We start from the raw sequence: 12,634 nt of genomic DNA on the forward strand, positions 1-12,634 counted from the left end.
CCGCCGTATCGTCCAGGTCACAGAACCCGCCCCACCATGGCAACCCTCCGTAGGCCCGCCTACTCTCCGCCACATGACCTACAACCCGGCACACCTCACCTACGAGGTGCTCGCCCGCGCCCACCACTCCCACCACTACCACTCCGGCGGCAGCTCCTACGGCGGCGGCGACGGCACCCTCGACTGGTGGGAGTGGCTGATCCTGGTCGTCGGCGCGGTCGCGGTCATCTGGTCCTTGGTGAGGAAGTTCAGCTCGGACTGAACGACCGCTGCCCTCGCACTGAGCTGACGCCGCCGACAGCGGCAGCCGAACGGCCGGCCCTATTCCTCGCGCCCGTCCACGCAGCCCGACGAGCGCTCGGCCGCACGCAGCCGCGCACCCCTGCTGTCCGCGACGCGGCGCACATCCCGCAGGGAATCGGTCAGCCCACGGGCCAGGAAGCGCAGCTCCCGGTTGCTCACCCGCTGACAGCCGAGCAGATCGTCCGCATGACCGGTGAGGTCATCCGCCATTTCGAGCTGCAGAGACTCGATTTCGTCGGCAACCCGGGAGACATAGCCCGTGCCGTCCCCCAGGAGATAGCAGGGGTTGCCGTCACCGTTGGACCATGGCAGGAGGCGTACGGAGTCGGAGTGTTCGAGCGCACCGTCGCCTTCGGACGAAGGCTCGAAATACTTCGCGATATCGTCATTCACGTCGTCGACCTCATCGGGGCTGATGACCATGCCCCCGGGCCGTTGCAGCGGTCGCGGGGGTCTTTCCGTCCTCACTCAGCATTGCCGAAGAAATACGCTGGGCACACGCCGCACGCGTCACCAAAGTCAGCCAGTGGACAGCGAGTTGAAGGTGTGTTCGAGCAATGGAGCTCAACAACGAGGACGACGACCGGGCCACCCCGCGCACAGTGCTCGGGCGACGCCTGCGCCGCATGCGGGAAACCGCGAACCTGTCCCAACGAGCCCTCGCCGACAAGGTCGGCTACCCGCACACCTACATCAGCCGGGTGGAGCGGGGCGAGCAACTGCCATCTGAGGCACTCGCCGAGGACCTGGACACGCATTTCGCCACGGACGGGCTCCTCGCCGAGTTGCTGTCCATGGCTCAGGACGCCTCGATTCCCGATTACGGCCGGGAAGTCGTGGAACGCGAGGGCAAGGCGGCTCGCATTCAGGTTTTCGGCAGCAGTCTGATCCCGGGACTCCTGCAGACCGAGGACTATGCCCACGCCTTGTTCCGCGAGTCACTACCCGGCGAATCCGAGGAACGGACGAACGAGCGGGTCGCCACGCGAATGCGCCGCCAGCGTGTCTTCAAAAGGCGGCAAGCACCGTATTACTGGGCAATCATGGATGAGGCGGCATTAAAGCGGCCTATCGGGGGATCAGCGTGCATGATGGCTCAACTGCGCCAGGTTCTCACGGCAGTTGAGCCGTCCCAGGTCGCAGTCCAGGTACTTCCATTCAGCCAGGGGGAACACCCCATGCTGGGCGGCAGTCTGAGCCTGCTCACCTTCCGCAACGGATCCACGACGGGATACGTCGAGAGCTTCTTTTCGGGGGAGTTGCTGGAATCGCCGGATAAGGTTCTTGCCCTTACGCACATGTTTGACGTTGCCCGCTCCAAGGCCCTGCCGGAGCATGAATCCCTCACCCTGATTCGCGATTACCTGAGAAGGTACGAGGATGAAGATGATTCCTGACGCGTCCACACTGACTGACTGGCGCAAGTCCAGCTACAGCAACGGGCAAGGAGCCGAGTGCATCGAGGTGGCCGACGGCTTCCCCGGCGCCGTACCGGTGCGCGACTCCAAGAACCCGCACGGGCCCGCGTGCGTCTTCCCCGAGGCGGGCTGGGTCTCCTTCGTCGCCGCGGTCAAGGGCGGCGCGTTCGGCAACTGACGCGCGGCGCAGTACCCAACGAAAGGTCAGCCCCCGCCGACCATGGCGCAGGGAAGGCGGGGCCTCCTTCGTACGTGCGGGTCTACAGCACGTACCGGCCGGGAGCCCGGCGTCCACGGCCTGGGTTCAGCTGATCGTATCCACCGGCGGGCACCTGCGGTGCCGGATCCAGGCGGCGCCGGCCGCGACTACGGCGGGCATGGCGGCATGCAGAAGCGTCCGAACTGGGTGAATCAGTGACATACGAGCACGACGAGATTGTGGAGCAGCAGGCCGACATCACGGGACTGCTGCTCCACCACGTTTACGCACCCCTCATCGAGGACCAACACGTACGGGGTGTCCTCCCGGCACCCCCCACGACGGGCGCCGTGCGCGTGGTCCTCGGCGACAAGGACGAGTACGCCCCCGACCGGCTCACCGCCTACGAGATTCCCCTACGCACGGGCGACGAACTGCGCACACCGCACGACGTCGCCGCCCTCCTGCGCACCGTCCACACGGGCACCCACATCTACCCCCGCGACAGGGTCAGCACCGTCATGGGGATGACCTTGTATACCGTGGACCCCGCGACGGTGGATCCAGCCTCCTTCACCAACGACGACTGGACCTTCACCCTCCTGCGCTGTCTGGCCTGCCCCTCCACCGAGGAATACCCAGAAGCGCGCTTGTGCGGCTTCCTGCTCCGGGCCCCGGACCGGATCCGTCTCTACCTCGACACCGAGGAGAGCCTGCCAGGGATCACAGCCGCTGATGTACATCCCGGTGGCGCCCTCACTGCCCTGCTGGCGGCCCTGCCGTCGTTGCTCGACGAAGACAGGCTCACCACGACCGACACTGACGACCCGCACTGCTCACGCGTGGTCGACCTCACCGATTGGTGACCACTGCCGCCGACGCCGACGGCTGAACGCAAAGGAGCGCCCCTCCTCGTCCTGTGGGACGAGGAGGGGCGCTCTTCCTTTCGGCCATCGTCCTCATAGTGAAGGGCAGCCCCCGCCGACCATGGCGCAGGAAAGGCGGGGCCCCCTTCGTACGTGCGGGCCTACAGCACGTACCGGCCGGGAGCCCCGCGTCCACGCCTGGGTTCAGCTGATCGTGCCCACCGGCAGGCAGCTGCGGTGCCGGATCCAGGCGGTGCCGGCCGCGACTGCGGCGGGCATGGCCGCGAGTGCCACGGGGAAGGTGACGATGACGAATTGCCCGAAGACGACCGCGCCGAGAAGTCCTATGCCGCAACCGGCCAGTGCGGCCGCCACCACGATGAGCGGCAGCGTCTTGCCAGGCGAACGACCGCCCGCCCAGGGCATGGGAGCGGTCCTCGCCCACGCCTTCGTGCCTCGATCGCTGAGCCGCCGACGGGCGGCCCCATCACTACAGGGCCGCCCGGCGATCCCCCCTCAGTCGAACCAACGCGCCCGCGCCAGCTCATCCCCCCGGTCCGGGTCCTCCAACAGGGCGGCGACCTCGAAGCGGCGGGGCCACTGGCCGGCCGCCCAGGCCAGGCCCGCCGCGACGCCCTCCAGGGTGGCGGCGTGGAGGGTGCCGTCGGGGGTGTGGCGCCAGTCCAGTTCGGCGGTGGCGTCCGGGGCGGTGGTGACGAGGAGTTCGTCGTGTTCCAGGTAGGAGTGGGGGGTGGCGGGGCCGAGGAGGGTGCGTACGGCCTCGGGGACCTCGTGGGGTACGCCCTCGGAGCGGACCTCGGCGGTGAGCGTCTCGCTCAGGCGGCGTACTTGCAGCAGGTCCGCCAGCTCGGCGGCGCGGGCCGGGCGTACCGGGAGCAGGGGGAGGCCGGCCGCGAGCGGCACCAGGTCGGGGGCGTCGGCGACCACGGCGTCGGCCGCGTCGACCACCCGGATCTGCTGGTCGAGCACGGTTCGCAGCTCGTCCGGGAGGGTCACCTGGTCGGGGTCCAGGTCCGCCAGCAGGCCGTAGAGCGCGTGCAGTTGGGCGGCGCCGACGGTCAGGTCCGGATCGGCGAGCCGGGTCAGCAGTTCCGCGGCGCCGCCCGGCTCGTCGAGGAGCGCGGCGACCGAGGTCCGTACGCCGAGGGCGCGCAGCACCTGGGCGTCGACGTCGCCCGCGTCGGCGGACTCGTACAGCCCGGCCAGCAGCGGGTCGCCGCCGGCCGACCGCAGACCGGCGGGGCGGCGCCCGTCCAGCACCGGGTGTCCGCGCAGCCACCAGGCGGTGTACGGGCGGACGGATTCGGTGGTGCCGTCGGGGAGCAGGACCCGTACGGGCGCGGTCAGCGCATCGCGCAGCGGCGGCTGGGACAGCATCGCCAGCACCTGCGGCCAGGCGTCGTCATCGACCAGATCGAGGTCGCGTACGGCCACGAGTTCGGTCACCACGGGCGGGACGGGGGTATCCGGCAGCGCGTCGAGGATGTCTTCGCACCACACGTCGACCGCGTCCAGGAGTCCGACGTCGTCGGGCTCGGCGAAGTCGCCCTCCCGCGGCTCCATTTCGTCCGGGTCCAGGACGACATCGGTGGCCCGGACCAGCGCGAAGGCGGCCATGACGCCCACGGCGGTCAGCGGCTGCTCGCCCCATCGTTCCGCCAACTCGGCGTCACAGGCGGCGATTTCGCCCTCACGGATGACGCGTTCGAAGGCGCTGCCCGGGAACACCAGCTCGCCCGCCGGAGCCGGCTCACCGTCCTCGTCGGGCAGTGCGAGCGCGCCGAGCCAGGGTTCGTCGCCCGGTGCGAGGTTGGCGTCCCGGACCAGGCCGAGCACCGTCTCCGCCAGTTCTTCGGTACCCAGCGGCGCCCCGGGGCCGCCGCCCAGCTCGTCGGCGAAGACGTCGTACGCGTCCTCGTCGGCCTCCAGGGAGTTCGCCACCGCCGCCCGCACCTGGGGCGTGGTCAGCACGGCGCGCGGGGCGGCCGGGGTGGCGCCCAGCTTCTCCAGCAGCGGGTGCACCGCGTCGGGGTGGGCGACCTTCAGGCCGAGCCGGGCGAGCGTACGGTGCCGTGCCGCGGCGTCCTCGTCCGGGCCGCCGCCGGGCAGCGGCAGCAGCACCTGACGCGGCCCGATCGTGGTCCGTACGCCGCCCTGCGCGCCACCGGGGCCCTGGCCGGCCGTGCCCGCCAGGGGGACCGGCAGCCCGCTGAGCCGGTCCGGGTCGGTACCGGCCAGCGCGTCATAGAGCCGCCACCACCAGCCGGGCGACCGTTCGACGCCCGCCAGCCGGTCGATCATCTCGCCGAGCGGCACCCGGGCCACACCCAATGCCCGCAGCTCCGGACGGCGTTCGAGCCCGGCCGGCAGCAGACTGGGGAACAGCTCGGCCAGTACGCCCACGGCCGCCGCGCCCGCGCCCTCCACCAACTCGGCATCCACCGGCCGCAGGACGTACCGGTCGACACCGCTGTCGTCCTCGTCCCACTCACCGCCCGGCGTCTCGGTCCGCTCCGTACGGCCCTCCCCCGGCGCGCCCGCGCTCGGCAGGAACCGCACCCGCGGCAGCAGCTCCAGCACCTGACGGCGCAGCTCACCGTCCAGACCGCCCTTGCCGAGCGGGCCCGGCACCAGATCGAGGGTGCCGACGGACACCGGCTGCCAGCCGCCCAGCAGCGCCGCGTACGTCTCGGCCGCCCGCCCCACCAGGAAGTCGGCGAGCGGGCCCGGCGCGACGTGCCGACGGGTCGGCTCCAGCGGGAACGACGCGATCAGCAGCGCGGGCAGCCCCAGCGGCTCGTCCGTCGGCGTCGGGGCGTGCACCACCGCCGCGGTCCCCGGCCGCACCGGTGCGCCCTCGCCGTCCACGGGCACCGCCCAGGTCACCGACCAGACCGGCCGCAGCCGCTCCTCGACCGGCCGGTCCGCCAGCAGCGCCGGGTCCAGGGGGCCGCCGTCGCTCGCCACCCGCCACCGGGTGGCGCCCCGCTCACTGTCCTCGATCAGGACATACGGGCCGTCCTGGCTGCGCCGCAACTCCCGTACGCCCTCCGGGGTCTCGACCACGACCTCGGCCAGCCCCGGCAGCGTCAGCAGCAGCGCCGCATCGATCCCGGTCAGCAGCCGCTCGGCGAGATCCTGCGCCGCGACGTCCCGCAGCGGCAGCACCACGGCGGTGTCATAGCCCTCGGGCGCGCCGCCCTCCGCGGGCAGCGGCAGCCGCAGCAACGGGACATGCCCGTCGCGCCGGCGCAACTCACCGCCCAGACCGGGGCTGTGCGCCGCCACCTCCTCCGCCATCGCCCGCGCCTCGGCCAGCGACCAGCGGACGCCGCCGGTACGGCCCACCAGCGCCGGCTCATCACTCACCGACAGCACCGCGGCGAAGCCGACGCCGAAGCGGCCGACCGCCCCGGCCGCCACGCTGGGCTCCCGCTTCGCGGAGGCCCGCAGGGTCGACAGCGACTCGACGCCGGTGGCGTCCAGGGGGGCGCCGGTGTTGGACGCGACCAGTACGGCGGGCGCGTCGCCGTCCGCCGCGTGCAGGGTCAGCCGGAGGCGGCCGGGGACACCCGCGCGGGCCGCCGCGTCCGCCGCGTTCTGCGCCAGCTCCACGGCGAGCCGGTCGCGGTAGCCGCCGAGCGCCAAGTCCTCCTCGGCGTTGGCATCCTCCCGGAACCGGGCCGGCGAGGCGGCCCAGGCATCCAGCACACCACGCCGCAGCCGGGCCGTCCCGAACGGGTCTCCGGCTGCGCCCCGCACCCACGACGTAGCTGTCACTGTCGGTCTCCCTCAGGTATGTCGACTGTCGCCGACGGTATCGCCCCACGTTTGCGGGTACCCCGCCGCGCTCCGGTTTCGCCTCCGGCGGGGGGTGGGGGTTGTTTGAGGCGGGGCCCCGGTTTGCGGTAGGTGCCGGTGGCGGGACCTCCGGGGTGGGTGTTCGGACTGCTTCGCTTTACGCTCCGCTGCGCTCCGCCTTTGCTCCTTATTTGGACCTTCGGAAGCAAAGCCCGAACACCCACCCCTCCGGCCCCGCCCCCTCCCGTCAGTTGAGGGGACCCCACCCCGGTGGGGGGAATTGTCAAAGACCAGGGGGTCGGCCCGCGCAACGACGCGGCCCCACCCCCTGGTCTTTAAAAACCCTCACCCCCACCGGACGGAGGCCGCCACCCGGACGGGAGGGGGTGGGCCGGAGGGGCCTGTGTTGTGGACGTAAAGCGAAGCAGTCCACAACACAGGCCCCGGAGGACCACCACCGGCACCCACCACCCACAAACCGCGGCCCCCGCCCAAACACCCCACCCCGCCGACAGGCGAAGAACAGAAGACGCACGGCGGGACAGCCGACAACGTGGGAATGAGCCCCCAGCGCTTAGCTGTGACCCAGCTCCTCCGCAGGCCCCGTCTCCTCGACCGACCCCCCGTCCCGCTCGGGCCGCAACGACAACGGCTCCACAACCGTCTCGTCCACAACCGGCGCGGCAGGCCGCGGCGGTTTCGGCATGACGGCGGCCTCGGAATGCGCTCCGCACCCGTACGCGAGGGACACCACCCGGCCGTCCGCCGGGGAGAACTCGTTGGCGCAGACGCCGAACGCCTGGCCCAGGGAGCCGGGCAGCTGGGTGAGGAAGCCGCAGGTCACACAGGTGGCGGGGGCCGCTTGGGCCATCGCGGAGCGGGCGCCGTACGCCTCTTCCCAGCGGTCGGCGGCGGTGTGCAGACCGTAGCGGGAGAGCACCCGGGCGCGGCGCAGGCCCAGTTCCTCGGCGACGGCCGCGATGCTGCCGCGCTGGGGGGCGGGCTGGAGCGCGGGCGAGCCGGGGAGGACGTCGGCCTCTTCGGAGTCGGCGACCTCGGCGGCCATGCCCTCGGCGACCGGGGAGTTCGGCGGTGGGGCGTCCTCGCCGGTGTAGCCGGGCTCCAGGCGCAGGTCGTCGGCCTCGGTGGGCAGCAGATCGCCGGGGCCCATGTCGCCGGGGCGCAGCCGCTCGCTCCACGGCACCCACTCCGGCGCCAGCAGGGCGTCGGGGCCGGGCAGCAGGGCGACCTCGTCGAGCGTGACGATCTTGGCGCGGGAGGCTCTGGCGACCGTCGCGGCCCAGCGCCAGCCCCGGTAGCCGGGTTCGTTGCAGGCGAAGAGGTGGGTGACGACGCGGTCGCCGTCGGCAACGGCCTCGATGTGCTCGCCGACCATGCCGGGCAGTGCGGCTTCCTCCGCCGCCGCCCTGGCAAGGTCAACCGCCTCGGCGCACAGGCGGTCAGGGGTACGGCTTCGCATCGCAGCACTCACAAGAATCGATTCTCTCTTCTACGCCGTCTCACGAGTGCGCCAGCCGGAGCTGTCCTTGTCCTGTCCGGACGACCGGCGGTGCCGGGGCGGGCGGAGCGGACCTGGGGACCGCGTCGACGTCCGCGCCCGGTCGTTTCGGTCGAGCGCACCTCTTACGTCCCATTCTGCGGGATCGCGCGGAGGCACGCGGCCAAGAACGACCGCCGGTGGCGCGCTACACACGCTACCCCTTCAACGGTGGACGACCCCTCGGTGGGAGCGGCAAATGTCCACGGCCGCGATCACGGGCCGGTACGCCCCGCGCGGCAGGGGAGAGAAAGTGCCCTCTCCTGGGCGAGTTGGGGCACTATGACCGGGTGGCTGCCGCACGGGCGTCGTCGAAGTCGTCACGGGTCTCGCGCGCATCGACGCGCGGCGGGTCCGGACACGGCCGGGTCCGCCGGGCGGGCCGGGCCGTCGGCCGTGCGCTGCACCGGCCGTTCACGGGTGCGGCGCGCGGGGTGCGGCGCGCCACGCATGCGCAGGGCGCCGGGGAGTCGGGGCTGGGCAAGCTGATCGAGCTGCATGCGGTGAACTCGGCCGGTGACGTGCTGATCACCGTCGCGCTGGCCTCGACGGTGTTCTTCTCGGTGCCGACCGATGAGGCGCGGGGCCGGGTGGCGCTGTATCTGGCGGTCACGCTGGCGCCGTTCGCCCTGCTCGCGCCGGTGATCGGACCGCTGCTGGACCGGGTGCCGCACGGCCGCCGGGCGGCGATGGCGGGCGCGATGCTGGCGCGGGCGCTGCTGGCGGTGACGATGTCCGGTGCGGTCACCACCGGGGGGCTGGAGCTGTATCCGGCGGCGCTCGGTGTGCTGGTGGCGTCGAAGGCGTACGGGGTGGTCCGCAGCGCGGTGGTGCCGCGGCTGCTGCCGCCGCGGATCTCGCTGGTCAAGGCCAATTCGCGGGTGACGCTGGCGGGGCTGCTGGCGACCGGGGCGGCGGCCCCGGCGGCGGCCGGGCTGCATCTGATCGGGCCGGCCTGGCCGCTGTACGGGGCGTGTGCGGTGTTCGTGGCCGGGACGGTCCTGTCGTTCTCGCTGCCGCACAAGGTCGACTCGGCGAAGGGCGAGCGCCGGGCCCGGCTGGCGTCCCGGGATGCGGTGGCGCGCGCGGAGGGCTTTGGGCGGAAGCCGGGGCTGCGGACGGTCGGCCCGTCGGTGCTGCACGGTCTGCAGGCCAACGCCTGTCTGCGGGCGCTCTCCGGTTTCCTGACGTTCTTCCTGGCCTTCCTGCTGCGGGAGCATCCGCTGGGCGGGCTGGGCCCGGCGGCCTCGCTCGGGCTGGTGGTGGTGGCGGCCGGGACCGGCAACGCGCTGGGGACGGCGGTCGGCGCCTGGCTGAAGGCCCGCGGGCCGGAGCGGATCATCGCGGCGATGCTGGGGCTGGCGCTCTGCGCGACGGTGGTCGCGGCGGTGTTCTACCAGGTGCTGGCGGTGGTCGTGGTGACCGCCGCGGCGGCGGCCGCGGGGCTGTGCCAGGCGCTGGCGAAGCTGTCGTTGGACGCGATGATCCAGCGCGATGTGCCGGAGGAGGGGCGTACCTCCGCGTTCGCCCGGTCCGAGACGGCGCTGCAGATGTCGTGGGTGGTGGGCGGCGCGATCGGGATCTCGCTGCCGCTGATCGGCACGCTGGGGATGGCGGTGGCCGCGGGGCTGGTGGCGCTGGGCGTGGTGCTGGCCGTACGGGGGCTGCTGGGCGCGGCCCGGCGGGGCGGTACGCGGAGCACCCGGGTGGCCTGAGGTGCGACGGGCCACACGGCACGCCGCACCCGGGCGTGGCGTGAGCTGAGGCGCCAGATAGCCTGCCCGTATGACCGCTGCGTTGATCTCCTGGGGCAAGGGCCGCCGTGCCGCTGCCGCCATCGGTGCCGTGTCCCTGGGTCTCATCACCCTCTCCGCCTGCGAGAAGCCGACCGCGCTCGCGACCGTGACCGTCAACTCGAACACGGTGACGGCCGAGGCCACTCCCGGCTGCGACGGTGACGGCAAGGCCCTCTCCAAGAAGGACATCACGGCCTGCCTGACCAAGAAGGGCGACAAGACGATCACCGTGCGCCCGGGTGAGAAGGTGCGCGTCGGCGTCGACCCGGAGGTCGCCAAGTCCGGCTGGATCGTCATCGGTGCCGGCCCCGTCATGCGCGAGCCCAGCAAGCAGACGTACCGCAGCTTCGACGCGGACACGCTCTTCATGCAGCAGAACCCGCAGACCGGCCAGACCACGTACTCCAAGGACGTCACCCTCCAGATCGCCGAGCTGGGCGCGGGCGAGGGCCCCAAGACGATGTGGCACTTCACGCTCAAGCAGGAGAACTAGGAGCACGGCCGTATGAGGCGGGTCCTGGTCGTCACGGCGGTGGCCGCCGAGCGTGACGCGGTGTGCGCCGCGGCGGGCCCCTGCGACGGGGTGACGCTGCCGGGCGGTCTTGAGCTGCGGCGGGCCGCCGGGCCCGCGGTGGCGTTCGATGTGCTGGCCGCGGGCGTCGGTCCGGCCGCCGCGGCCGCCGGTACGGCCACCGCGCTGACCGCCGCCGCCCTCGCCGGACAGCCGTACGAGCTGGTGGTCTCGGCCGGTATCGGCGGCGGCTTCTCCCCCGGGCAGCCGTCCGGCGCACCGCTGGGCTCGGTGGTGGTCGCGGACGCGATCGTGGCCGCCGACCTCGGCGCCGAGACCGCCGACGGCTTCGCCCCGGTCACCGAACTCGGTTTCGGGACGGTCGCGCACCACCCCGACCCGGCGCTGGTACGGGCCGTCGCGGCAGCGGCAGGCGCGGCGGCCGGCACCGTCCTCACCGTCTCGACGGTCACCGGCACCGCGGCCCGCGCCACCGAGCTGGCGAAGCGTCACCCGGGGGCGCTCATCGAGGCCATGGAGGGCTTCGGGGTCGCCGAGGCGGCCGCCGCACACGGGGTGCCGGTACTGGAGATCCGTACCGTCTCCAATGCCGTCGGCCCCCGCGACCGCGCCGCCTGGCGCATCGGCGACGCCCTCGCCGCCCTCACCGGCGCCTTCCGTACGCTTCCCACAGCCCTGACGGCCACCGCCGGACCGGCTCCGGAACCTCCCCCACGCTCGGCTTAGCTCGCGCGGGGGGACCCCACGTCCCTGAGGAGGCCCCCATGACCCGGCCGCTGAACATCGCGTACTCGCCGTGCCCGAACGACACCTTCGTCTTCGACGCGCTGGCGCACGGCCGCGTCCCGGACGCGCCGGAGCTGGCGGTCACCTTCGCCGATATCGACGTCACCAACGGCATGGCCGAGCGCGGTGAGTTCGATGTGCTGAAGGTGTCCTACGCGGTGCTGCCGTGGGTGCTCCAGGACTATGCGCTGCTGCCCTGCGGCGGGGCGCTGGGGCGCGGCTGCGGTCCGCTGGTGCTGACCCGGGAGCAGGGGGCGGCCGCGGATCTGGCGGGCAGGACCGTCGCGGTGCCCAGTGAACGGTCCACCGCGTATCTGCTGTTCCGGCTGTGGGCGGCGGCCGAGGTGCCGGGCGGCGTCGGGGAGATCGTGGTGCTGCCGTTCCACGAGATCATGCCTGCCGTGCGCGACGGCAAGGTCGACGCGGGCCTGGTCATTCACGAGGCGCGCTTCACCTACGGGAACTACGGCCTGTTCTGCCTGGCCGACATGGGTGAGCACTGGGAGCACACCACCGGGCTGCCGATCCCGCTCGGCGCGATCATCGCCAAGCGGTCGCTGGGCGAGCGGACGTTGCGCGATCTCGCGGCGGCGATCCGCCGCTCGGTGCTGATGGCCTGGGACGATCCGGAGGCGTCCCGGCCGTATGTGCTGGAGCACGCCCAGGAGATGGACCCGAAGGTCGCCGACCAGCACATCGGGCTGTACGTCAATGAGTTCACCGCCGACCTCGGCGAGGACGGCTATGCCGCGGTGCGCGGGCTGCTCACCCGCGCCGCGGCCGAGGGGCTCGTTCCGCCCCTCGGCCGCGATGCGCTGAACTTTGTGTGAGGTGGGCCGGGCGGGCCGGCCGGGACGGCGGGGTGCGCCGGTCCGCGGACGGTGCGTCAGACGTCCAGCTGGTCGGCGACGGCGCGCAGCATCCCGGCGATCTTGGCGCCGTGCACCTTGTCGGGGTAGCGGCCGCGCTCCAGTTGCTGGGTGACGTTCTCCAGGAGCGTGGTGAGGTCCTGGACGATCGAGGCGAGCTCGTCGGGCTTGCGGCGCTGCGCCGCGGCCACCGAGGGTGCGGGGTCGAGGAGTGTCACGGTCAGCGCCTGATCGCCGCGCTGGCCCGCGACCACGCCGAACTCGACGCGCTGGCCAGGCTTGAGTGCGGCTACGCCATCGGGGAGCACCGACGAGTGCACGAAGACGTCACCGCCGTCATCGCGGGAGAGAAAGCCGAAGCCCTTCTCACTGTTGAACCACTTGACCTTGCCGGTAGGCACGTCTGTCCTCGTCCTCGTACTCGTTGGAAAAAACTGGGCCGGGTCTACTGCGGAACTGCGGGCTGGGCTCCTCTCCGCTCGGGC

At 72.4% G+C, this 12,634-nt stretch carries 13 protein-coding genes; 8 read left to right on the forward strand and 5 right to left on the reverse strand.

Annotation, left to right across the window (positions count from 1 at the left end; all coding sequences use genetic code 11):
- Nucleotides 1–73: 73 nt before the first annotated feature.
- A complete protein-coding gene (locus STRTU_RS14000; protein WP_159743843.1) occupies nt 74–262 on the forward strand; it encodes a hypothetical protein in 189 nt (62 codons plus the stop codon).
- Between the two features lie 59 nt (nt 263–321).
- On the opposite strand, the gene STRTU_RS14005 is transcribed toward STRTU_RS14000, so the two are convergent.
- Nucleotides 322–696 (reverse strand): hypothetical protein, encoded by a 375-nt coding sequence (locus STRTU_RS14005; RefSeq protein WP_246240490.1) that lies wholly within the window; start codon nt 694–696, stop codon nt 322–324.
- Nucleotides 697–860: 164 nt separating this feature from the next.
- On the opposite strand from STRTU_RS14005, the gene STRTU_RS14010 reads away from it, so the two are divergent.
- The 3 genes from STRTU_RS14010 (at nt 861) to STRTU_RS14020 (ending at nt 2,786) form a co-directional block, all read left to right on the forward strand.
- Nucleotides 861–1,700, forward strand: a complete 840-nt coding sequence (locus tag STRTU_RS14010; RefSeq protein WP_159743845.1) for a helix-turn-helix domain-containing protein — start codon at nt 861–863, stop codon at nt 1,698–1,700.
- Nucleotides 1,684–1,899, forward strand: coding sequence for a DUF397 domain-containing protein (locus STRTU_RS14015; protein ID WP_159743846.1), 216 nt, complete (start codon nt 1,684–1,686; stop codon nt 1,897–1,899). The genes STRTU_RS14010 and STRTU_RS14015 overlap by 17 nt, the downstream gene beginning before the upstream one ends.
- A 236-nt stretch (nt 1,900–2,135) precedes the next feature.
- A complete protein-coding gene (locus STRTU_RS14020; protein ID WP_174878865.1) occupies nt 2,136–2,786 on the forward strand; it encodes a hypothetical protein in 651 nt (216 codons plus the stop codon).
- 204 nt (nt 2,787–2,990) lie between these two features.
- On the opposite strand, the gene STRTU_RS14025 is transcribed toward STRTU_RS14020, so the two are convergent.
- From STRTU_RS14025 to STRTU_RS14035, 3 genes are all read right to left on the reverse strand, one after another.
- On the reverse strand, nt 2,991–3,212 hold the full coding sequence (locus tag STRTU_RS14025; RefSeq protein ID WP_159743847.1) for a hypothetical protein: 222 nt from the start codon (nt 3,210–3,212) through the stop codon (nt 2,991–2,993).
- A 90-nt stretch (nt 3,213–3,302) separates the two neighbouring features.
- The gene (locus STRTU_RS14030; protein ID WP_371873675.1) at nt 3,303–6,518 is read right to left on the reverse strand and encodes a sacsin N-terminal ATP-binding-like domain-containing protein; all 3,216 of its coding nucleotides are present in this window, start codon (nt 6,516–6,518) and stop codon (nt 3,303–3,305) included.
- Nucleotides 6,519–7,182: 664 nt separating this feature from the next.
- Nucleotides 7,183–8,088 (reverse strand): DUF3027 domain-containing protein, encoded by a 906-nt coding sequence (locus STRTU_RS14035; RefSeq protein ID WP_159743848.1) that lies wholly within the window; start codon nt 8,086–8,088, stop codon nt 7,183–7,185.
- 368 nt (nt 8,089–8,456) lie between these two features.
- On the opposite strand from STRTU_RS14035, the gene STRTU_RS14040 reads away from it, so the two are divergent.
- The 4 genes from STRTU_RS14040 (at nt 8,457) to STRTU_RS14055 (ending at nt 12,110) form a co-directional block, all read left to right on the forward strand.
- Nucleotides 8,457–9,881: an MFS transporter gene (locus STRTU_RS14040; RefSeq protein ID WP_371873593.1), complete on the forward strand. Its 1,425-nt coding sequence runs from the start codon at nt 8,457–8,459 to the stop codon at nt 9,879–9,881.
- 70 nt (nt 9,882–9,951) lie between these two features.
- On the forward strand, nt 9,952–10,455 hold the full coding sequence (locus STRTU_RS14045; protein ID WP_159743850.1) for a hypothetical protein: 504 nt from the start codon (nt 9,952–9,954) through the stop codon (nt 10,453–10,455).
- A 12-nt stretch (nt 10,456–10,467) separates the two neighbouring features.
- Nucleotides 10,468–11,220 (forward strand): futalosine hydrolase, encoded by a 753-nt coding sequence (locus STRTU_RS14050; protein WP_159743851.1) that lies wholly within the window; start codon nt 10,468–10,470, stop codon nt 11,218–11,220.
- A 38-nt stretch (nt 11,221–11,258) separates the two neighbouring features.
- Nucleotides 11,259–12,110, forward strand: a complete 852-nt coding sequence (locus STRTU_RS14055) for a 1,4-dihydroxy-6-naphtoate synthase (RefSeq protein WP_159743852.1) — start codon at nt 11,259–11,261, stop codon at nt 12,108–12,110.
- Between the two features lie 56 nt (nt 12,111–12,166).
- On the opposite strand, the gene STRTU_RS14060 is transcribed toward STRTU_RS14055, so the two are convergent.
- Nucleotides 12,167–12,550 carry a cold-shock protein gene (locus STRTU_RS14060; RefSeq protein ID WP_018089689.1) on the reverse strand — a complete coding sequence of 128 codons (384 nt, stop codon included), beginning with the start codon at nt 12,548–12,550 and terminating at the stop codon, nt 12,167–12,169.
- Nucleotides 12,551–12,634 lie beyond the last annotated feature (84 nt).

The sequence above is a fragment of the Streptomyces tubercidicus genome, assembly GCF_027497495.1.
Lineage (GTDB): Bacteria > Actinomycetota > Actinomycetes > Streptomycetales > Streptomycetaceae > Streptomyces > Streptomyces tubercidicus.

Coding starts and splice junctions, on each gene's coding strand:
- STRTU_RS14000 (WP_159743843.1), top strand. CDS start 74: ATGACCTACAACCCGGCACACCTCACCTACGAGGTGCTCGCCCGCGCC.
- STRTU_RS14010 (WP_159743845.1), top strand. CDS start 861: ATGGAGCTCAACAACGAGGACGACGACCGGGCCACCCCGCGCACAGTG.
- STRTU_RS14015 (WP_159743846.1), top strand. CDS start 1,684: ATGAAGATGATTCCTGACGCGTCCACACTGACTGACTGGCGCAAGTCC.
- STRTU_RS14025 (WP_159743847.1), bottom strand. CDS start 3,212: ATGCCCTGGGCGGGCGGTCGTTCGCCTGGCAAGACGCTGCCGCTCATC.
- STRTU_RS14035 (WP_159743848.1), bottom strand. CDS start 8,088: ATGCGAAGCCGTACCCCTGACCGCCTGTGCGCCGAGGCGGTTGACCTT.
- STRTU_RS14045 (WP_159743850.1), top strand. CDS start 9,952: ATGACCGCTGCGTTGATCTCCTGGGGCAAGGGCCGCCGTGCCGCTGCC.
- STRTU_RS14050 (WP_159743851.1), top strand. CDS start 10,468: ATGAGGCGGGTCCTGGTCGTCACGGCGGTGGCCGCCGAGCGTGACGCG.
- STRTU_RS14055 (WP_159743852.1), top strand. CDS start 11,259: ATGACCCGGCCGCTGAACATCGCGTACTCGCCGTGCCCGAACGACACC.